The organism is Gluconobacter japonicus, from assembly GCF_002723975.1.
Lineage (GTDB): Bacteria > Pseudomonadota > Alphaproteobacteria > Acetobacterales > Acetobacteraceae > Gluconobacter > Gluconobacter japonicus.
This window is the reverse complement of sequence record NZ_BEWO01000016.1, coordinates 1-21,401: the sequence shown is the minus strand read 5'-3', so window position 1 is coordinate 21,401 and position 21,401 is coordinate 1. Positions and strand designations below refer to the sequence as shown.

Here is a 21,401-nt window from a genome sequence, read left to right as displayed (position 1 = left end):
GCCTGTCCTTTCCAGGGCAGGCCTTTTCTTGGTCAGGGCTTAGCCCTTATTCCCACTCGATCGTTCCCGGCGGCTTGGACGTGATGTCGTAAGTCACTCGGTTGATACCACGGACTTCGTTGACGATACGGCCAGCGACACGGTTCAGGAACGCGAAGTCGAACGGATAGACTTCGGCCGTCATGCCGTCCGTGCTGGTCACGGCGCGCAAAGCACAAGCCTGATCGTAGGTCCGGCCATCGCCCATAACGCCGACGGTACGCACCGGAAGCAGGACCGCAAAGGCCTGCCAAATGGCGTCATACAGGCCAGCATTGCGGATTTCTTCCAGATAGATTGCATCGACTTTCCGCAGGAGATCCAGCTTCTCACGGTCAATGTCACCCGGAATACGAATCGCCAATCCCGGTCCCGGGAATGGATGACGGCCAACGATATTTTCAGGAATACCGAGTTCGCGGCCCAGTTCGCGGACTTCATCCTTGAACAGTTCCCGCAGCGGCTCGACAAGCTGCATGTTCATGCGCTCGGGAAGACCACCGACGTTGTGATGGGATTTGATGGTGACGGACGGCCCACCCGTAAAGCTGACGCTTTCAATCACGTCCGGATAGAGCGTGCCCTGTGCAAGGAACTGCGCGCCACCAAGCTTTGCAGCTTCTTCTTCGAAGACTTCGATGAACAGACGACCAATCGTCTTGCGCTTGACTTCCGGGTCCTTGACGCCAGCCAGTTCCCCAAGGAACAGGTCTGAGGCGTCGCGATGAACCAGACGAATGTTAAAACGACCACGGAACGTCTTGACGACTTCATCGGCTTCGCCGGCGCGCAGGATACCCGGATCGACGAAAATACAGGTAAGCTGGTCGCCGATGGCATCATGAATCAGCTTTGCAGCCACGGAACTGTCTACACCGCCAGACAGACCGCAGATGACGCGACCATTCCCGACCTGCTTGCGGATACGGGCGATTTCCAGCTCACGGAAGCCAGCCATCGTCCATGTTCCGCTGCAACCCGCAACATTGTGCGTGAAGTTACGGATTAGCGCGGCACCATGCGGCGTATGCACGACTTCCGGATGGAACTGCACGCCATACAGGCGACGACCTTCATCAGCGATAATCGCGAAGGGGGCACCTTCCGAATAGGCAACAGCACGGAAGCCCGGCGGAAGCTGCGTGACGCGATCGCCATGGCTCATCCAGACCTGTTCGCGCTTGCCGCGCGCCCATACGCCCCGGAACAGGGCGCAGTCTTCTGCGATGTCGATATAAGCGCGACCGAATTCACGGTGCTCGTGCGTTTCGACCTTTCCGCCCAGCTTCTGGCACATGGCCTGCTGACCGTAGCAGATCCCGAGAACCGGACGGTTCAGGGAGAACACGATTTCCGGAATCGCAGGAGCGTTCTCATCGTGGACGCTGGCAGGGCTGCCCGACAGGATGATACCGCGCGGATTGAACTCGCGGATTTTTTCATCTGTCGCCGTGAAAGGCCAGATTTCGCAGTAAACACCGCTCTCGCGCACGCGGCGGGCGATAAGCTGCGTTACCTGGCTGCCGAAATCCAGAATGAGGATGCGGTCTTCGTGGAGCGTTTCGTCGAGTTTCGCGACGGTGCTGGCGTCCTGCTGGGTCAATGTGATGGCCTCGCGTTCCGTGTTCATGGTGCCTTTTGATGCTCTCCTATAAGGTGTTGTGTCGTCTGCGTCATCCATTCTGCATCACAGGACAGGCACAACATGCGCCCGATTGCTCTTTTTTCTTTCTCAACACTGGCATTTCTCGCCGCCTGCGCTGCTCCTGATCCGGGGAAAGACCCCACAGGACGTTGGGTTGGTGCTCTCGTGACCGATCAGGGCACCTGCCCGACCGAACGGACATCAACGTTCGAAATCCGCGGCAAGACCATTGTTTTCACGCCTGCTGACGGATCACAGGTCCTGACCGGCGTCTATCAGCCCGGCACGCACCATTATCATGCAGAACTTATGAGCAAGGACACCAGCGGCCATCCAAGCCCGCTCGTTTTCAACGGATATCCGGTAGGTCAAGCCATTGGTGGGACATTCGGCTCCGCCGCATGCCGCGCTCACATCACCATGACAAGAAAGTAGAAATTATTTTCAGAGGGGGGTTGTCAGGTTCAGAAACCGCCTGTAAAACCCCGCCTCAAGACGCACCCGTAGCTCAACTGGATAGAGCACCAGACTACGAATCTGGGGGTTAGAGGTTCAAGTCCTTTCGGGTGCACCATCTTACTTTCGGTTTTACCGAGAGACTACATTGTGTAAGCACCCGTAGCTCAACTGGATAGAGCACCAGACTACGAATCTGGGGGTTAGAGGTTCAAGTCCTTTCGGGTGCACCACACAGCTTTTCCTGAAAATCAGTGCGTCAATTCTTCCAGAACGCGATAGACGTCTTCCCATTCGTACGGCTTGGGGAGAAAGGCCGTTTTTTCCGGAAGGATCCTCTGCCCTTTCAGAAACGCACCTGATGTCAGAACAACTCCAATATTTGGCCAGCGCTGCACGACAGTCTCTGCCAGATCAAGGCCATTGATCCGTCCGGGCATATTCACGTCAGAAAAAACCAGATCGACGGTTTCGCCCTTCAGCAGAATATCCATCGCTTCATCGCCAGTGGCAGCAAGAATCGGGTTGTAGCCTGCATCCTCAAGCATATCTGCGGCGAGAAATCTCAGCAGAGCCTGATCCTCGACAACAAGAACATTTTTCCGCTCAGTCAGATAATTGCCTCCAGCATGCATGCCGTGAGACTGCCCGACTGACGCCGTTCCTTTCCCTGACATGACATACATAAAGAAGCGCCCTCCTGGACCAAATATTGGTTGGAAAAACCAAAAAGGTGTTTCCCAGGCTTTCAAACGTCCGATCTGGAGGATGTTTGCAGAATTATGAAAATTCTTCTTTCGGCTCTACCGAACAAGAGGGGCAGCAAGCCCCCCGGGACCGACATCTGCCCCCACGGCCAGACCGCCTATTCCCCACGAGCCGTCGGATATGCGGACCAACAGGGGCGCGCCACTCACACCTTTGGTTGCCTCACAATCGTGATGCACAAGGCCGCTCACTGTGACGCCGTTGATATTACATTCCACATCCCCGAACGGTACTTCACTTCTGTCCTGTGGATACCCGACCAGCATGGCACTCATGCCATCTTTGACCGCCACAGCCGGAAGGAGATCGGAGGCAACAGCGACCGGATGATCCATAAGCAGCGTGGCCCGGTCATTGCTGCCTGTCGCCGCCTCATTCGCTGGATCATAACCCGCCGGAATGACGAAACGCTTGACCTGTGCGTGCTGTCGGTACCCGCCACGGGCGTATCCCATGAGAACATGAATGTCCTGGGGCTGAATATAATGATGCGTTGCAGGCAGCCAAAGGCAATGGGCCGCTGTCATCACAACAGTCGGAGCAACGGCAAACCCTGTACAGCGGCCGCCCAACTCTGTCTGCACACGCGCCAGAATCCGCCATGGTGCCTGATTGACGTCTATCAACTTCCGCCGCGCGCCGTCTCCCAGCCCCGGAAGCGTTGGCGACACTTGCGCAAAAGCGCCAGCCGCCCAACACAGCCCGAAAAGTTCCAGAACACCGACCAGCAGGCAGGAGCGGAGTTTCATCCCAGATTGTCCGGCCCGAACGCGTCAGGCAGCAACTCGGCAAGTGTCCGGGTCAAGAGAATCTCACCTTTTGTAGAAATCATATGCACCTTCAGATCTGGCTGACCGAACTCACGAAGTTTCTGTCGGCACCCTCCACACGGTGTACACGGCTGGTCGCCACCACCAACAATCACAATTTCCTCAATACGTGTACCGCCGCCAAGAACCATTGCGGAAATGGCCCCGCCTTCTGCGCAGGTTCCCAACGGATAAGCTGCATTCTCTACATTACAGCCCGAATAGACGACACCATCACATCGCAGAGCCGCCCCCACCTGAAAGCGGGAATATGGCGCGTAAGCACGGGAACGGGCATCAAGGGCCCGGGAGATCAGTTCTTCCATCATAATTCCGACATTAGCGCCTGTGTGAACGGCTTGGAACATCCAAGCGTCCACGATACGGTAGAACCATCATGAACGCTCCCTCTTCCGCCCCCTCCTTCAATGACCTTCTGACAAGCCGCCCTCCTCTGGAGGTCAATGCGCGCGACGGTCTTCTTTTTGAAGGCGTGCCCCTGCATGTCATCGCTGCTGTTGCTGGTACGCCCTGCTGGATCACGGGGGCTGGTACGCTGCGCCGTCGTGCCAATGCTCTCAAAGCCGCGTTCGAAGCACGCAACCTGCCGGTTCACTTCCACTTTGCCATGAAATCGCAGGATCATCAGGCAACCCTGACCATTCTGCGGGACTGCGGCTACGGCGTGGACATCGTCAGTGGCGGCGAAATGACCCGTGCACTACACGCCGGCATCGCCCCCGATGGAATTGTCTTTTCCGGTGTTGGTAAATCAGATCTGGAACTTCGTGCAGCCGTGGAACGCGAAATTCGTCAGATCAATGTGGAGAGCGTGGAAGAACTCCATCGCCTGAACGAGATCGCCCGTGCCTGCGGCAAGGTGGCCCGTGCGGCCCTGCGCGTGAACCCGGACGTCGATGCACAGACGCATGACAAGATCAGCACCGGCCGCGCTGGCGACAAATTCGGCATCGAACATCGTCGCGCCGTCGAACTCTATGCCGAAGCCGCCACGCTCGATCATGTGCAGCTTATCGGTCTGGCGGTACATCTTGGCAGCCAGATGCTAACGGCTGAACCTTTCCGCCAAGGCTATAGCCGCCTTGCGGATATGGTTCGTGAAATTCGCGCTGCCGGTCACACGGTCGAAACCATCGACTGCGGTGGTGGTTTGGGTATCCGCTACAAGGATGAAGTCGCCCCTCCCCCGGAAATGCTGGCTGGCGTCATTGCTGAAACCCTAGGTGATCTTGATGTCGCGCTCAGCATCGAGCCGGGCCGCTGGCTTTCCGCGCCGACAGGGATTCTTCTGTCCCGCGTGATAGAAACCAAAGCAGGCAATCCGGATTTCGTCGTGATTGATGCCGCCATGAACGATCTGGCCCGTCCGGCGCTTTATGATTCCTGGCATGGAATCCTTCCCGTCGCCCCGGCCGCGTTCAGTGACGCACTCAAGCCGTGGGATGTGGTGGGGCCTGTCTGCGAAAGCAGTGATATCTTCGCGAAGGATCGCATCCTGCCTGCGTCTCTCAAGCGCGGAGATCTTGTTGCCCTTCTGGATACGGGAGCCTACGGATCCGTCATGAGTTCGACCTATAATTCCCGGCCATTTGCCGCTCAGGTTCTGGTCGATAATGGTCGCTGGGAAATTATCCGCCAGCGCCAGACCGTCGAAGACCTGATCGCTGCAGAAACCGTTCCGGACTGGCTCCTGCCCGCCCATGGCTGATCCGATTGCCGCAACAGCCCGCCTCGTTTCCCTTCGCCGTCGCGCCAGGCGCGTTCTGTGGTGGGAACGTGCCTGGCCAGCCCTGCGCTGGTCGCTGCTTCTTGCGGCATTTTATGGTCTGGCCAGTCTGGCCCGTATTCCCCAGTCTTTGCCGGACTGGCTTCATACCCTCTTTGAACTGCTCGTTCTGGGAACGGCACTCTGGCTCGGCGTCAAGGGGCTGCGATCCATCCCACAGCCTACGGAAGCGCAGGTTGATCGCCGGATTGAGCGTGACTCCCATCTGGCGTATCAGCCGCTTCTAACGCTTGCCGACCGTCCGGCTTATGCAGGCAATGGGGAGCAGGCCGCCATTTGGGCACAGCATGTTCACCGCGTTGTCGCATCTCTTGGTCCTTTGAAGGTCGGGTTTCCGAAACCGGAGACAACGACCGGTGAGAAGCTGGGTCTTGCCTCTGTCACGGTTGCGCTTGCCGCGGCTGTAGCGCTGAGCGGGCCTCACTCCCTTTCCCGCCTGCATTCAGGCTTTGTGCCCGGCGTGGATGATGACAGCGTTCCCCTGCCATCGGTTCAGGCATGGATCGATCGTCCATCCTATGCGCCCGGGGCTCCCGTTTTCCTCTCCCAGACGCAGCAGGCAAAACCGGTAACGGTGCCGCAAGGCGCCATCCTGAACGCGACGATTACAGGCGCCAATGGACGCCCTGTTCTCCGTGGAGCCACATCTCTCAGCCATGACCGGCTCGATGAGAAAAGCTGGAGCGAGAAGGCAACGCTTCAGCAGACAGGCACCATCACACTCTCCTCCCGAGGCCGGACGCTTGGGTTCTGGCGTGTGACTGTCGAGCCTGACCTTCCGCCCGTGGTGTCATGGGACGGAAAGCCAGCGCCACAGAAGGATGACTGGCGGACCAGCCTTCCGTGGCATGTGAAGCAGTCTTATGGCGTCGCGTCTCTGGACGCTGAAATCAGACTGCCGGGAATTTCGAAGGGCCGGATGCTTCGCGTTCCCATTCCTCTGGATGGTCATCCCAAGGATGCCAAAGGTGAGGCACGACCAGACCTGTCGTCCGACCCGTTTGCAGGAATGGACGTTGAAGGACGGCTACATGCCACGAGCGTTTCGGGCCGTGAGAGCCTGAGCGATCCCATTCGTTTCCATCTGGGCGCACGCAAGTTCACGGACCCGCTGGCGCGCGCCATCGTGTCTCTGCGTCGTCGCCTGATGCTTGGGCAGGAACGCCCTCAGCAGGCCGCAGACGAACTGAAACTCCTGACCCAAACCACAACCGTTCACCCGGTTCTGGCCCCGCTGGGTCTCGATATCGCATCCCTCCAGCACGATGCGCCGGAAGGTTCAGCCGAACAGGTTCCGGGGCAACTCTGGGCACTCGCTCTGTATCTGGATGACCTGCGGCGGGATGGTCCCGAGATTGCAGACGCCGCTGCAGCCGTGCGCGCGGCCCAACAGAGCGTCCAGCAACAGCTCGATCACATGCGGGAACTGGGCGAAAAGGGACATTCCCTTGCCGAACAGGAAGAACTTCAGCGCCGGACGAAAGATCTCAAGGACGCCTTGAATCGCCGAATGCAACTCCTGTTCCAGAAGGCGGCGCAAAGCGGCATCATGATGCCTCAGTCCGGTACCAGTTCGGCTGACCCATGGTCCGACCAGATGCAGCGCCTTCAGAACGATGCCTCCCAGGGGCATGGTGACGAAGCCCTCCGCAAGCTCCAGCAGATGGAAGATATGGCCGAACATATGCGTCAGGCCACGCCGGAAGATCTGAAAGCCCTTGCCGCCCAGATGAAGGCGCAGGAAGAAGCCCGCGCCCAGCGCGCCGCCCTGCATGATCTGGTCCATCGGGAAACGATGCTTCTGGATCACGCACAGGCCCGCCTGTCCGCTGCTCGCAAGGCCGCTCTCCCCCCCGATCAGCAGGACGGTCATGAGGATATCAGCCAGATGTCTACGGCCGACCTTATGCGTCAGTTGGGGATGCAGCCTCCGCCCGATATGGAACAGGCCACCCCAGCCAAACCCGCTGCTCCGACCGACCCAGCCACTGTTGCGTCCCAGTCTCCCGAGCGCCGTACGGACCATGCCTTCCAACGCGCTCTGGAACGCATCGACAATATTCTTGGCCGTCGCGTCAAGGATCTTACCGGTAAACCTGCAACGGCGTTCGACAAGGCCAAGGCGGACATGCAGGACGCCCGAAAAGCTCTGGCAGACCGTCATGATGATGAAGCTGCGACGGCGGAGCAAAAAGTGCTGGCCGATCTGTCCGAAGCCGGAAAACAGATGCGGCAGAACCAGAAATCTGGCGGCTCGGGTCAGGGCAAAGGCGGAAGTCTGAGCTTCATTCCGTCCATGGGAAGCGGCGGTTCCGGCCAGCAACAACATGGTGCAGCCGGGCAGCAGGGCGATGGCGGAGACCAGCCCGACGCCGGTGATGACGATGATGGGGATGAAGACCGCAAGGATCAGGACCCGCTGGGCCGGAAACTGGGCGAAGGTCAGAACGGCAAGGATTCCGACGCGCACATCCCGGATCGGAATGCGCGGGATCGGGCCAGAGACATTGAACGCGAACTTCGCCGCCGGGCGTCGGACCGTACCCGGCCTCAAAGTGAGCTGGATTATCTGGAACGACTACTGAAGTCGTTTTAAAGCCACAAAAAAGGCGCTCAGGTCATTCATCTGAGCGCCTTTTTCATATCAGAAACAAGCTTGCCTTACGGCACGCGATAGAACGGGTTGGGCAGAAGGAAGCCCTTCTCGGCATGACCATCAGCGAGATCGGAAGGCTGATCTCCGATGCTGGCGATAATAGTGTAACCCTTAGCCTCAATCGCCGCACGGGCCGGAGCCTTGTAATGCGCGGCGTAGCCATGTGAGATCATGGGACGTAGATCCAGTCCGTCCCAGTGCTTGATCCCAGCCAGATGAAGATTGCGAGCGGTCGCCTCACGTTCGTCTTCATGACGGCCCGTGATGAAGAAGACCGCAACATGGTTCTTCTCGGCTTCATTAATCAAAGCCAGCGTCGAGGCAAAAGCTGGCGCACGGCCGCTCTTTTCCCAGGCAATGGCGCCACATGGCCCTTTGGGCAGCGCATCGCAAGGGCCATTGGCAATATAGCCGAAATTATCCGCCCGGATTTCATCCCAGTTGGACAGGGTCGTTTCGTCAATATCAAGAACGATCGCAGGCTTGTGCACCTTAGGCGCACGCTCGAAGACCCAATGACGGGCTTGAGCAATCACCGTATCAAAATCATGCTGGTAATCGCCGCTGTCATGATAGGCGCTGGCCGCCATAATGGCATCACCGACATTTGCAGGCTGCTCGGCGTAAGCGGCAAGTGGCGTCAGAGCCGCACTGAAAAGAAGCCCGGTGGCGAGCAGAAAGGAACGGGTCATGGCGGAGCCACCTTTCGCGAAAAGAGAACAAGACCGACCCCCACGAGAGCCAGAGCTGTTCCGATAACGGAAACACCCGCATAACCCAAGCCCATGGAGAGCGCGATTCCGCCAAAAGCGGCACCAATCGCGTTTCCAAGATTGAAGGCACCGATATTTACCGAAGAGGCCAGAGCAGGTGCATCATGAGCAGCCTGCATGACACGCATCTGAAGAGCGGGCATTAATGCGAACGTCGCCGCACCCCAGACAAGCGTGGCAATCAGCGCGCCCGGCACCGTCTGAGCAGCCCAGGGAAAGAGCAGCATGACGGCTCCCAGAATGGGGAAGAACATCAGAAGGCTTCCATCCAGCGAGCGATCTGCACTTCGACCGCCAATCGCATTACCGATCGAGAAGCCCACGCCCGTCAACATCAGAGCAATCGTAATCACCAGAGGGCTGGCATGCGTGATGTGCTGAAGGATTGGCGCGATATAGGTGTAAAGCACAAACATGGCCCCTGCCCCGATCGCCGTTGTTGTCAGAGCCAACAGCACATTGATACGCAGAAGAGCCTTGAGTTCACTGGCAACGTCTGGAACGGGCCCTGCCTCACGCGCTGGAAGCGCCCATTGTACGGCAACCATTGTCAGAAGACCGAGAATAGCGGTCACCCCAAAAGCCATGTGCCATCCGAAATTCATGCCAAGCCAGGTCGCCGCCGGGACGCCAATGATATTGGCAATCGTCAGACCCATGAACATGGTAGCCACTGCACTGGCCCGACGCTCCGGCGCGACAACGGCAGACGCTTCAACAGCTCCGAGGCCGAAGAAGGCCCCATGGGCCAGACTGGTGAGTACGCGGGAAGCAAACAGGAGTTCGTAGCTTCCAGCCACCGCAGAGAGCAGGTTGCCGGCCACATAAATCCCCATGAGCAATGTCAGGGCAGATTTACGGCGCAGTCTTGCCAGAAGAAGCGTAATGAAGGGGGCGCCAACCATGACGCCCACGGCATAGGCCGTCACAAGGCCACCCGCCTTCGGTACGGTAACCTGTAGGCCCTGCGCGATAACAGGCAGAAGGCCCATCGGGGTAAATTCGGTTGTACCGATGGCGAATGCGCCCACGGCCAGAGCCAGCAAAGGCCAGTTCACGGGCAATCTCCGGAAATAACAGGTGGTTCGAGGATCATCGAACCATGCCAGCCCCGGAGCATCAGAACAAGATGAAGTGTTACATCATCCCGTTCATGTGCATGCCGGGCTCCATGCCGTCCATATGCATGGCCTTGTGCTTCGGGTCATCGATTTTGCACTTATGGTCTTGAACTTCCTCACCTGAAGCCAGATCCAGAGCGTGAGCGACGTCATCCAGAATAACGAAACCACCGTGATGTCCCGGCGTCACCACAATCGTGTGATCGGCCATATCTCCCGCATCGCCCACAAGACGGAACGGCGACGGATCAAGTGTCTGTACCAGCCGTGCGCGATACGGATGGCCATAGAGCGAAACAGGCGTCCAGGCTTCACCGATCATGTTCTTGTCGATTTCAGCGCGAACGTAAGGCGTCAGGCAATCAATATGAATGTGGAGCTGGTCCTGCGTCCGGCCATCACGGGAGTTGATGGCGAGAGACAAATGCTCATCCGGGACTGGAAAACCATATCCTGCCGGAACACGCTGCCGTTCGGCCCAGGCTTCTGCGAAGTAGTTTGGTGTTTCCGGCTGAAGCAGCGATGCGTCCTCAATCCCAGGAACCTTCTTTGTCGGGATCAGAAGATACTGGCCGTGACCGTACAGGTCCTTGAGCAAAGCATAACCGTCCTGAGGGTCATAAACTGCGCACGGGTGATGCTCTGCATCCTTGGCGCATCGACTACCTACCAGTTCCCAAAGCTTGTTACGGTCATGCCCCGGCACCTTTCCACAGGCCACCAGCCCGCCGCTGATCGTAACGGCTGCCATCAGACCCAGAGCGGCTCCAGCGCCAAACTTCATCCTCAAACTCATTCTTCCCTTACCTGACACTCTAACTGCATGACTGCTGCCAGTCTTTCAAAACGTCGGCGGACTGCACTGCCCGCAGCGCGCACGCTGCGTGCCCCCAAAATCAGGACAAGCTGCTGGTCTTCCACCAGCAGGCGACATTCCTCCAACAGCACAGTCGTCCCGGCGCAGAGTGTATAGGCCAGACGGAGAGCCAGACCCAGCCTCACAGCCCGGTCGATTTCCGAACGGGACAGAAGCTGGCGAGAAGGTTCGATCAGGGACGCATCCATCGCCACTTCATAACGAACCGCAAGAGTCAGTCCGATAAAGGCGCGGGCCGCATGTTCAAATCCAACCCCATGGCAATGCATCACGCGCTGATAAGTCTGTTCGGCACGATACTCAGGATGATCGTAAGATCCGATATCCGACAGCGTACAGGCAAGCTGGCGCAAACGGCGCTGCCATGGTGTTTCGTCGCGGAACAGCGGTGCTGTCCATCCAGTCAGGGCATTGGACAGTGTAACACTGCGCGCAAGACGCCCGGCCATCTCCTCAGCCAAAGCCGTCATCGGGTCATCGCCAGCAACGGACGAGGCCACATGCTTCATGTACCAGCCTTCCCGCAGACCATCGACACTGAAGACAACCTTGGACGGACGCACGCGCTCCATCAGGCATTTCAGAACAACGGCGGCGAAAGGCGCATCCCCAAGACGTTTACGAGGTGCATTCGGAAGTTTTTCAAGAGTTCGCTTGGAAGCCCCGATCACCCAATCCGACATCTCCCGCGCTTCTCCTTCGGACAGCGTGAAAAGATGAACCAGATTGAGCGGATACTGCGTACGGGCAATCTGCAACCGAGCCAGCGCACGGAAAGCCCCACCCACCAGATACAGCGGACGACCCGTCATGCCCGGAAGCCAGTTAACCTCCCGAAGCAATTCAGATGCAATCTCCGCTGCGCTTTCAATACTACCTTTGGCCCGATCCTGAAGACGGATCACACCTAATTTAGTCGTCAGGGCTTCGTAATACTGACCATCGGCAACATGGATCAGTTCGAGCGAGCCACCGCCGATATCCGCTACGAGACCGTTCGCTTCCGGCAGTCCGCACAGCACGCCCCGGGCGGCATAATCCGCCTCTTCAGTCCCTTCCAGAACACGAATGGGCACACCCGGCATCCGTGCACGGATGGCCGATACGAAATCCGGACCATTGGACGCATCCCGCACCGCCGCGGTGGCCAGAACCTCAAAAGGCTCCGCTCCCATGGCACGGGCTACCGTATGGAAACGTCCCAGCACGTCCATCGCCAGCGTTACGCCTTCGTCATTCAGGCGTCCCGTTGCATCCAGACCGCGCCCCAGCTTGAGCGTAACTTTCTCATTGAAGATGGGGAGCGGGTTGCGCGCAACGCCTTCAAAAACCACGAGCCTGACTGAATTGGACCCGAGATCAACGATGGCGGAACGCTGTGCAGATAATGACATGTGGTTCAGTCTTCCAGAATCCGGTCAGGCCGCTCGCGTGGGCGATGGGCCTCCGGAAGAGCTTTCTCCCGCGCGGCCGAACCCCGGCCGGACAGGGATGGATTGTTCATGAAGTATTCATGGGCAGAGAATGGATGCGCACCCGGAGACACCCGATGCCAGCGACCGTCTTTCAACAGCGTCCAGCTTTGGAGGTTGTCCTTGATGTTCATCGTCATGATCTGGCCGAGAATCTGGGCATGAACGGTTGGATTGGTAATGGGCACCATTGCTTCTACCCTCCAATCCATGTTCCGCACCATCCAGTCCGCCGAAGAAATGAAAACTTTTGCCTTGTGAGACGGCATGCGATGGCCATTTCCGAAGGCAAACACCCGTGCGTGCTCCAGAAAACGCCCGACGATGGATTTGATGTCGATGTTTTCCGAAAGCCCAGGAACGCCCGGACGGAGACAGCAGATCCCACGGATGATCCCGACGATCTTCACGCCAGCCTGTGAGGCTTCGTAAAGCAGATCAATAAGTTCCGCATCGACGAGGCTGTTCATCTTCAACCAGATGCGGGCCGGACGACCCGCCTTGGCATGCGCGATTTCATCCCGGATCAGTTGCTCAATCGTTGGCCGGATCGTGATCGGAGAGAATGCGAGGGCATCCATTTTCTCCGGCGTGGCATAGCCGGTCATATAATTGAACAGCTTGGCTGAGTCGGACGCCAGCTTTGGGTCACAGGTAAAGAAGGACAGATCCGTGTAAATCCGCGCTGTGATCGGATGGTAATTGCCCGTTCCGAAGTGAGCATAGGACCTCAGCGTTCCGCCTTCGCGGCGGACCACAAGGCTGAGTTTCGCATGCGTTTTTAAATGCGCAAAACCGAACACGACTTGCACGCCTGCCGCTTCCAGAGCGCGGGACAGACGAATATTGGCTTCTTCGTCAAACCGTGCGCGCAGTTCGACCATGGCCGTGACAGACTTGCCAGCTTCAGCCGCCTCAATCAGGGCCTGAACGATGGGGCTGTCGCGGGAGGTGCGATACAGGGTCTGCTTGATGGCCAGAACATTCGGGTCCAGCGCAGCCTGACGCAGGAACTGCACCACGACGTCGAAACTCTCAAACGGATGATGGACCACGATATCCTTGGCGCGGATCGCTGCGAAGCAATCCCCGTCATAATCCAGAATGCGTTCCGGAAAGCGCGGCGTGTAGGGCGGGAACACAAGATCCGGACGATCATCGACAATAAGTTGCTTGAGATCGACAACGCCTACGAAGCTGGGAAGAACAACAACGTCCTCATCGCCGACGCCCAGTTCTTCACCCATCTCGCGACCAAGTGTTTCTGGCAGTTTATGGTCGAGTGCCAGATGAATACCAACCCCACGACGACGCTGCTTCAAGGCCGTCTCGTAAGAGCGAACCAGATCTTCCGCTTCGTCTTCGAATTCCACATCCGTATCACGGATGATCCGCAGAACCCCTGCCGCACCGATGGACAGACCAGGAAAAAGGCGATCCGCAAAAAGCTGGACCAGATCTTCCAGCAATACAAAGCGGATCTCACCGGATGCATCCCCACTCGCGCCGACCTTTGAAGGCAGACGCAGGAAGCGCGGAACCTGTGCTGGCAACAGGATCAGGCCATCCATGACATGCTTTGCCGTTGCCGGGTCTTTCAGGCGCATGACGAGCGCCAGCCCCATATTGGGAATGAACGGCAATGGATGAGACGGATCAACGGCGAGTGGCGTCAGAACCGGAAAGACACGCTCCTGAAACAGCGTGGCAAGCTGCGCGAGATCAGCCTCATCGAGACCTTCCGTTGGCAGGATAGAGATCCCGGCCTCTTTCAGTTCAGCTTCAAGCTGGCGCCAGACCCGCTGCTGCTCTTCCAGAAGAAAGCGCGCTTTTTGCCGCACCGCAGTAAGTTGTTGCGCGGGTGTAGCCCCATCGGGGCTGCGCACGACCATCCCTTCCCGAACCTGCCCGACCAGACCCGCAACACGGACGGAATAAAATTCATCAAGATTACTGGCACTGATAGACAGGAAGCGAACCCGTTCCAGCAAAGGATTTCGCGGGCTTTCCGCTTCTTCAATGACACGCTGGTTGAAATCGAGCCAGGACAGTTCACGATTGATAAACCGCTCAGGAGACGTTGGCATATCCGCATAGTCCTTGGCTGTCGGGACGACCATCCGCCTCCGCCTGGCACGACTTACAGCCGCAGTCATGCTGCCCTCACGCGGCTGGCGGGATGTGCGGCGGCGGGGAGCCGGTTTCTTGTCTTCAGTCGTCACGATGGTCTCTTCCGGGAAGCTTGAACCAAAATCCCCATCAGGATCGGGACTCGGAAGAAGCGTGTCAAACGTCGGTTTTGTGTCACTCGCCAGAATGCTCTGACATCAGAAGATCGGGAAGCATTTCTCGTGCCAATGCCCGTGTGATAGCCGTCCCCCGCGCCAGCGCCGCGTCATCGAGACGCTCAACAGCAGAGACAAGAGCACTTCCCGTGCGCGGAAGATGTCGCCACAGCCAATCCGTCACAGATTGCGACACCACAAGCTGCCGATGCGCCAGAAGCGAGAGCAGCAGTGTGGCGCGCAGGTCATCCTCCGGCTCACCAGTCGCCGTCGTCGCAGTGGCGCGGAGACGACTGGCCAGATCCGCAAGAGCGAAATGGCTGCGTGACGGAGGTAGACGTCCTACCATCAGAACGCGATCACCCTGCGCCAAGGCATCGTTGAGAAGATGAAGCAGTGTAGCCTCGTCCCCAGGCGAATCGGCATTATCAATCGCAAGATTGCCCTGCACACGGATACGTCCACCAGAAGAAGAATGCGAAAACAGACGCGCATCCAGAACGGTAGCGTCATATTCCTGAGCCCAGACGGATAGAAGATGCGTCTTCCCCGTCCCGGCAGGCCCCCAGAGCCATAGCCGACCATCCGGCCAAGCTTTGCGAGACAGCCATGCTCTTGCAGCGGCATTGGACGGACTCGTAATGAAACGATCAGCTGTGAAAGCCACAGGTCTGCGCAGAGGAAAGGCCATCTGAAGACCTCCATCCCCTCCAAAAGGCCCGGTCTGTCCGTCCTGTTTTGTCATGCAAACCCTTTTTCCATGTCGTTCCGCTCTCAAATAGCGTTCCGCCCGTGCGCAGGATGCTCTAGAACGGCGTCACGTCAACCAGCGGGAAGCTTTCACGATGACCGATCAGCCCGACACCCCTCAGGGCGCCAGCTATGCACAGGCTGGCGTGGACATTGCCGCAGGCGACGCTTTGGTCGATGCGATCAAGCCGGCTGCCAAGGCAACGAACCGCCCTGGAACGATGGGCGGTCTTGGTGGTTTCGGGGCATTGTTTGATCTGAAAGCGGCTGGTTTCACGGACCCGGTCCTCGTGAGTTGTACAGATGGGGTCGGCACCAAGCTGATGGTGGCGATCGAGGCCGGGAAGCATGATGAGGTCGGTGTGGACCTTGTCGCCATGTGCGTGAACGATCTGGTCGTGCAGGGCGCAACGCCCCTCTTCTTTCTCGATTATCTCGCGACCGGCAAGCTGTCTGTTGAAGACGCTGCTACCGTCGTGAAAGGTATCGCACACGGATGTGCAGAGTCCGGCTGTGCGCTGGTCGGCGGTGAAACCGCAGAAATGCCGGGCATGTATGCTCCAGGACATTACGATCTGGCGGGCTTCAGTGTGGGCGCCGCAGAACGCGATAGCCTCCTTCCCGCAGGTATCCGCGAAGGTGATGCACTGATTGGCCTCCCTTCTTCCGGTGTTCATTCCAACGGCTTCTCACTGGTTCGGGAAATCGTTCGACGCTCTGGCCTGGGCTGGAATGCTCCAGCACCTTTTGCAGAAGGACATACACTCGCAGAAGCCCTGCTGACACCGACACGCCTCTACGTCCGCACCGTTCTGGACCTTCACGCCAAGGGTCTGCTGCATGGATGCGCCCATATTACGGGTGGGGGGCTCCCGGGGAACCTGCCGCGCGTCCTGCCAGAAGGCCTGGGTGTTCGCATTGATGGCGCGTCCTGGACTGTCCCAGCCGTGTTCCGCTGGATGGCCAAGGTAGGCAACGTCGCGGCCGATGAAATGCTACGCGTCTTCAACTGTGGCATTGGTATGGTTCTTGTCACGTCCGAACCAGAACGCGTTCTGACGGAACTCGAAGCCCGTGGAGAGAGTGCCTTCCTGATTGGCGAAGTTGTTCGCTCGGATAAAAACTATGCCGTGACAGCACCGGTTTCCTTTTCATGATTCAGAAAACGCCGATTGCCATTCTGATCAGCGGCCGTGGCAGTAACATGCGTGCCCTGATCGAAGCTTGCGAACGGCCCGATTATCCCGCCCGCATCGCGCTGGTTCTTAGCAATCGGCCAGATGCAGCGGGCCTTGAAATCGCGCGAGCAGCGGGCCTTCAGACGATTGCAATTGACCATAAGTTATTCGGCAAAGATCGGGAGGCGCATGAACACAAGGTCGATGCCGCCATCCGTGCTTCAGGTGCCAAGATTGTGTGTCTTGCGGGATATATGCGCGTTCTGACACCATTTTTGGTGAATATGTGGGAGGGTCGGATGCTGAACATTCACCCTAGCCTCCTCCCCGCCTTCCCCGGCCTACATACCCATGAAGCGGCCATAGCTGCGGGTGTAAAAGAACACGGCTGCACAGTTCATCTTGTAACGCCTGGCGTTGATGAAGGGCCTATTCTTGGACGGGCCAAGATCACAGTGCAGTCCGATGATACGCCCGATCGTCTGGCAAGCAGGGTTTTGGAACAGGAACATCGGCTTTATCCTGCCGTCCTCGCAAATTTCATCAACGCTCAATAGCTGGCACGCAAAATGCTCTGAGAACGAATTTTTTGGAAATTAATGTCTTGTACGCATCCTGAATACCGAAACCCTGTGCTTGCTTTCATCTTTTCCTTACACGGCATATCTTTCTGAATTTTCCGCTTTCGCTTATGCAGAGTATCTCTTTGCTAGATGGTCGATCAGACGCACCCTCTTCATCAATACATACTTTCCTGCCTCATCCCATAAGGACATCATTATGAGTGATTTGAAAATTGCTGTTCTGATCCCGTGTTATAACGAAGAAGTAGCAATCACTCAGGTTGTATCAGAATTCAAAGCATCCCTGCCGCAGGCGGAAATCTACGTCTACGATAATAACTCATCGGACAATACAGTCGAAGCCGCCCAAAGAGCAGGCGCAACGGTGCGCTCAGAAACGATGCAGGGAAAAGGGCATGTCGTAAGACGCATGTTCTCTGATATTGAGGCAGATTATTATGTTCTGGTGGACGGCGATGCCACCTATGAGGCAGCGGCAGCTCCCCGCATGGTTGCAAAAGCGTCCAGCGAAGGACTGGATATGGTAAACGGCGTCCGTGTAACAGACCGCACTGCCGCCTATCGTCCTGGGCATGTTCTCGGCAACAAAATGCTGACAGGTCTGGTTATGTCGATCTTCGGAAGACGGACCACAGATTTACTTTCCGGCTATCGTGTCTTCTCCCGCCGTTTCGTAAAATCCTTCCCAGTTATGTCTTCGGGTTTTGAAATCGAAACCGAGTTCAGTGTCCACGCTCTTGAACTGGACATGCCGATTTCCGAAGAACCGACAGTTTATGTCGAGCGACCAGTGGGCTCCACATCCAAACTGAATACCTACCAGGACGGCTTTCGTATTCTCTTTACGATCCTCACCCTCGTTCAAAGAGAAAAGCCCATTCTTTTCTTTTTCTCGTCTGGCCTTCTGTTCTTCCTGATTGGCCTTCTGGTTGGCGCCCCCGTTGTTATTGATTACGCTCAAACAGGCTTGGTTCCTCGCCTACCATCTGCGGTTCTTGCAACTGGTTTGGTTCTGTTGTCTGCACTTTGCGTGCTTTGTGGCATTGTCATGAACGGCATCAAGCATGGCCGTCAAGAAATGAAGCGGCTCGCTTATCTGTCTTATGCGATCAAAATTGTTACCTTGCACTCTACAGAAATATAACGAAAGTATATTCAATGATATCTTTTATAAAAAAGTCACTTCGACCGATAGAAATTTTATATATTTTTTGCATTTCTATAATATGTCTTTTTCTAATATACCGAGTCACGCCCGTAAGTGGAATTGATGAAGAATTCCACTTCTATCGTGCACAGCAGGTTGCACAAGGTGACCTATTTGCACAACGCTATCCTAGTCATATGTTCGGAGGCGGCCTCGACGGAAATATCCTGACATGGGTACGTTACTTCAACGCAAACAGAGACCGCCATCAACCTTCTAACGTAAATACAGCAAATCAAATTGCCTCAAATTTAAATAATGATCACAAAAAACGTGAAGTTGTACAGTTTCCTTCTACAGCATCCTACTCGCCATTAATGTACATTCCGTCTGCCACCGGAATGGTAATAGCGAATATTTTTCATAGCAATGTTGATACTAGATACTACGCCGGACGCCTTGGAAATCTTTTCGGATATATTTTTATTCTTTCTATTGTTATATCAATACTTCCCACAGGGCGTCTTTCCGTTCTAGCCCTAATGTCAACACCGACAGCGTTACACTTGGCAACTACTTACAGCGCAGATCCCGTCACCAATCTAGGTGCACTTCTGTTTCTGGCATGCTGTCTGAGAACCCGAATAATCCCTTTGGAACAGAGACAGGTCTGGCTTCGAGCTATTATCATACTTTCTATTCCACTTGGTCTTTTCAAATTAACATGCAGCCTTCTCAGCCTTGGGTGCCTCATAGTACCAAAAGATAGCTTTGCAACACCCAAAAAATATATTTATTTTTGCTCTACAGTCGTAGGACTAAGTATTTTCTCCGCAATAGTTTGGAACGGAATATATCCTTTTGATCCTGCACACTATTGGAACACAGGAGGAGACCCAAAAGTCCAGATCCATACGATGCTATCTCATCCCGGAGCATTCATACATGAAATCGGCAAAACCTATCGTGTTGGTTCACACTGGTGGTGGGAAGATGCATGGGGCCGCTTTGGTGGCGGACCAGAACCTCTATTCTTTAAGGTCGGAGAAGGAACAGGGCTTTTAGCCGCATCTCTAATCATTGTGTTAGCGCTGGTCGATCAGCGTTCTTTTCATGGCCGTCGTCCGGCAATGATCCTTATTAGTATAGGGTTCCTGTACTCTTTATTTGTTCTTCTCGCCTTTTATGTAGGGTTCACCCACCTGGGAGAAAATACCGTTAGCGGATTGCAAGGTCGTTATTTCTTTTTAAGTGCCGCATTAATAATAATAGGCACCACATTACTCCTTCCAAAGCAAAAAAAATTATACTCAAATTTATCATCAATATTTTTATTTATATATTTTATTTGCGTTACCCACGTCTGCATTGAAGCCACTGGAATTTACGCACACATTTGGAATTAAACCAAACAACGGACTCCACGGAGATTTTATTTATCAATTTCCGTGGAATAACATTTAAAAAAACAATCAATACACTACCCTTTTTAAAAGTTTTTTTAAATTCAGACTTCACAGACATAATATGCTTTCTGCAACTAAGTAGATGATTGAGCAGAAAACGGTTAGGAATCTGTCAGATGCGAATTGCAAGACGTCTCCAGTTCTTGAAACTTCCGATCATGGTCTCAATCCAGTTGCGACGCTTCCATTTCCTACTGACGTATTTGAGAGATTTTTACCCCCCCTGGAAGGCCGTGCCTAATTGCCTTTTTCTTCCAAAGTACAACTGGAAGACTCAAAGAGTCGTTGATTGAAGCTCTTATGCGCTGATTTTGGGTTCAACGAGCCAGCATTGATGATCCTGGATGGTCACTTTCACTCTGCGGGTGAGACGGAACGGGGGACAACCGCCTTTGCTGCAGTTCCGCATAAGACAGAACCTGGAGGGATCGAAGAACCCCTGATTGATGTGCTTGGCCGGTAATTTCTGGGTTTTGGCGATTTGATTGACGGTTTTTACGATGGCGTCCAGTCTGCGTTTTGAGCAGATTGGGAGTTGTCTCTCGCTGGATGGCTATGCGCTCGCGTTCAATCTTTCGAGGAAGAGGAGGCGGCGCATATTGTAGACGATATTGGCGAGCCCGATCCTCATGGTGGCTCGACTAATACCGACAGTCCGGACAAACAGCCCCGTCTGTGACTTCTGATCGGCAAAGACATGCTCGACACGTGACCGGATGACCGACTTTCCAGCATTTGATTTCTGGATATGCCGGGGCATAGGCTTGAGATGCGGCTTTTTGCGATGAACCTTGGAGACAAAGCCCTGCTTTTCCATGAAGTCTTCGTTGGCTTTTGAGCGATAGGCCGTGTCGGCCCAGACACTTGAGGCCGTATTGGTTTTATCCAGAAGCCCCTCTCTCAATCGCGCGCCATCACTGGCAGCGGCATGCGTTGTTTTCCATTTCCGGATGAACCGGTATTTCCGATCGATGGAAACATGCGGTTTATAGCCAAAGAACGGGATGGCGAGATCGCTGGATGGCATGGTTCCATCATCCTGCCGCTTCGCCTTCGTGAACTTCAGTGTCCAGCGCGCATGACGATCCTTGTGCGACAGCTTTGCGGGTTTGTCCTGCCAGTCTTCAGGAATACGGCCTGCTCGCAGATCCGCTTTCTCTGCATTGGTGTTCCGCAGCTTCGGAGCCGCTACCAGCGTGGCATCCAGGATCTGGCCTGACATCGGCAAATAACCAGCGTTACGCAGGGTTGCGTCAAAGCGGTTGAACAGCCCATCGATCGCACCCGCCTGGGTCAGACGCTCGCGAAACAGCCAGACCGTTTTGGCATCCGGCACCCGATCTGAAAGTCCCAGACCAAGGAAACGCATAAAGGAGAGGCGATCGTTGATCAGATATTCCGTCCGCTCATCAGACAAATTGTTGAGCGTCTGGATCACCAGAATTTTGAACATCAGCACAGGATCAAATGGCGGTCGTCCGCCTTTGCTGCCGTCAGAATACGCCAGAGCCTTCTCCAGGTCAGGGCGGAAGACTTCAAAATCCACAGTCCGGGAAAATGCTTCGAGC

At 55.8% G+C, this 21,401-nt stretch carries 18 protein-coding genes and 2 tRNA genes; 9 read left to right on the top strand and 11 right to left on the bottom strand.

From position 1 onward, the window contains the following. Positions 1 to 46: 46 nt before the first annotated feature. A complete protein-coding gene (gene guaA, locus GJA01_RS10955; RefSeq protein ID WP_172794463.1) occupies positions 47 to 1,669 on the bottom strand; it encodes a glutamine-hydrolyzing GMP synthase in 1,623 nt (540 codons plus the stop codon). 75 nt (positions 1,670 to 1,744) lie between these two features. On the opposite strand from guaA, the gene GJA01_RS10950 reads away from it, so the two are divergent. The 3 genes from GJA01_RS10950 to GJA01_RS10940 all read left to right on the top strand — a co-directional run bounded on the left by GJA01_RS10950 (position 1,745) and on the right by GJA01_RS10940 (position 2,373). Beyond that, positions 1,745 to 2,119, top strand: a complete 375-nt coding sequence (locus GJA01_RS10950; protein ID WP_062503542.1) for a hypothetical protein — start codon at positions 1,745 to 1,747, stop codon at positions 2,117 to 2,119. Positions 2,120 to 2,181: 62 nt separating this feature from the next. Continuing rightward, positions 2,182 to 2,258 (top strand) — tRNA-Arg (locus tag GJA01_RS10945). 38 nt (positions 2,259 to 2,296) lie between these two features. Further along, positions 2,297 to 2,373, top strand: a tRNA-Arg gene (locus GJA01_RS10940). Positions 2,374 to 2,391: 18 nt separating this feature from the next. On the opposite strand, the gene GJA01_RS10935 is transcribed toward GJA01_RS10940, so the two are convergent. The 3 genes from GJA01_RS10935 to GJA01_RS10925 all read right to left on the bottom strand — a co-directional run bounded on the left by GJA01_RS10935 (position 2,392) and on the right by GJA01_RS10925 (position 4,046). Further along, on the bottom strand, positions 2,392 to 2,826 hold the full coding sequence (locus tag GJA01_RS10935) for a response regulator (protein WP_010502898.1): 435 nt from the start codon (positions 2,824 to 2,826) through the stop codon (positions 2,392 to 2,394). Positions 2,827 to 2,943: 117 nt separating this feature from the next. Beyond that, positions 2,944 to 3,657 carry a trypsin-like serine peptidase gene (locus GJA01_RS10930; protein WP_062503540.1) on the bottom strand — a complete coding sequence of 238 codons (714 nt, stop codon included), beginning with the start codon at positions 3,655 to 3,657 and terminating at the stop codon, positions 2,944 to 2,946. After that, on the bottom strand, positions 3,654 to 4,046 hold the full coding sequence (locus tag GJA01_RS10925) for a cytidine deaminase (RefSeq protein WP_026017513.1): 393 nt from the start codon (positions 4,044 to 4,046) through the stop codon (positions 3,654 to 3,656). The genes GJA01_RS10930 and GJA01_RS10925 overlap by 4 nt, the downstream gene beginning before the upstream one ends. A gap of 68 nt (positions 4,047 to 4,114) precedes the next feature. Between GJA01_RS10925 and lysA the strand changes: the two genes are divergently transcribed. After that, positions 4,115 to 5,446 carry a diaminopimelate decarboxylase gene (gene lysA / locus GJA01_RS10920; RefSeq protein ID WP_062503538.1) on the top strand — a complete coding sequence of 444 codons (1,332 nt, stop codon included), beginning with the start codon at positions 4,115 to 4,117 and terminating at the stop codon, positions 5,444 to 5,446. After that, positions 5,439 to 8,120: a DUF4175 domain-containing protein gene (locus tag GJA01_RS10915; RefSeq protein WP_062503536.1), complete on the top strand. Its 2,682-nt coding sequence runs from the start codon at positions 5,439 to 5,441 to the stop codon at positions 8,118 to 8,120. Before lysA ends, GJA01_RS10915 begins: the two co-directional genes overlap by 8 nt. Positions 8,121 to 8,185: 65 nt before the next feature. Here GJA01_RS10915 and GJA01_RS10910 read toward each other — a convergent pair whose 3' ends face one another. From GJA01_RS10910 to GJA01_RS10885, 6 genes are all read right to left on the bottom strand, one after another. Beyond that, entirely contained in the window at positions 8,186 to 8,872 is a 687-nt protein-coding gene (locus GJA01_RS10910) for an HAD family acid phosphatase (protein ID WP_062017661.1), read from the bottom strand. Then, complete coding sequence (locus GJA01_RS10905; RefSeq protein WP_061931673.1) at positions 8,869 to 10,011, bottom strand: MFS transporter; 1,143 nt, start codon at positions 10,009 to 10,011, stop codon at positions 8,869 to 8,871. The genes GJA01_RS10910 and GJA01_RS10905 overlap by 4 nt, the downstream gene beginning before the upstream one ends. A 79-nt stretch (positions 10,012 to 10,090) precedes the next feature. Continuing rightward, entirely contained in the window at positions 10,091 to 10,858 is a 768-nt protein-coding gene (locus GJA01_RS10900; protein ID WP_062024891.1) for a CDP-diacylglycerol diphosphatase, read from the bottom strand. An 8-nt stretch (positions 10,859 to 10,866) separates the two neighbouring features. Next, positions 10,867 to 12,345, bottom strand: coding sequence for a Ppx/GppA family phosphatase (locus GJA01_RS10895; RefSeq protein ID WP_023945328.1), 1,479 nt, complete (start codon positions 12,343 to 12,345; stop codon positions 10,867 to 10,869). 5 nt (positions 12,346 to 12,350) lie between these two features. Then, a complete protein-coding gene (locus GJA01_RS10890) occupies positions 12,351 to 14,579 on the bottom strand; it encodes an RNA degradosome polyphosphate kinase (protein WP_373317480.1) in 2,229 nt (742 codons plus the stop codon). Positions 14,580 to 14,727: 148 nt separating this feature from the next. Next, positions 14,728 to 15,399, bottom strand: coding sequence for a DnaA/Hda family protein (locus GJA01_RS10885; RefSeq protein ID WP_226993238.1), 672 nt, complete (start codon positions 15,397 to 15,399; stop codon positions 14,728 to 14,730). Positions 15,400 to 15,553: 154 nt separating this feature from the next. Here GJA01_RS10885 and purM point away from each other — a divergent pair, with 154 nt between their 5' ends. From purM to GJA01_RS10865, 4 genes are all read left to right on the top strand, one after another. Further along, positions 15,554 to 16,615, top strand: coding sequence for a phosphoribosylformylglycinamidine cyclo-ligase (purM, locus tag GJA01_RS10880; protein WP_062503532.1), 1,062 nt, complete (start codon positions 15,554 to 15,556; stop codon positions 16,613 to 16,615). Next, on the top strand, positions 16,612 to 17,193 hold the full coding sequence (gene purN / locus GJA01_RS10875) for a phosphoribosylglycinamide formyltransferase (RefSeq protein ID WP_062503531.1): 582 nt from the start codon (positions 16,612 to 16,614) through the stop codon (positions 17,191 to 17,193). Before purM ends, purN begins: the two co-directional genes overlap by 4 nt. 223 nt (positions 17,194 to 17,416) lie before the next feature. After that, positions 17,417 to 18,364 (top strand): glycosyltransferase family 2 protein, encoded by a 948-nt coding sequence (locus tag GJA01_RS10870; protein WP_062503596.1) that lies wholly within the window; start codon positions 17,417 to 17,419, stop codon positions 18,362 to 18,364. Between the two features lie 14 nt (positions 18,365 to 18,378). Beyond that, positions 18,379 to 19,773: a DUF2142 domain-containing protein gene (locus GJA01_RS10865; RefSeq protein WP_082785249.1), complete on the top strand. Its 1,395-nt coding sequence runs from the start codon at positions 18,379 to 18,381 to the stop codon at positions 19,771 to 19,773. 613 nt (positions 19,774 to 20,386) lie between these two features. Here GJA01_RS10865 and GJA01_RS10860 read toward each other — a convergent pair. Next, positions 20,387 to 21,401: IS5 family transposase (locus GJA01_RS10860; RefSeq protein ID WP_099282367.1), on the bottom strand; the 1,015-nt coding region annotated here is incomplete at its 5' end.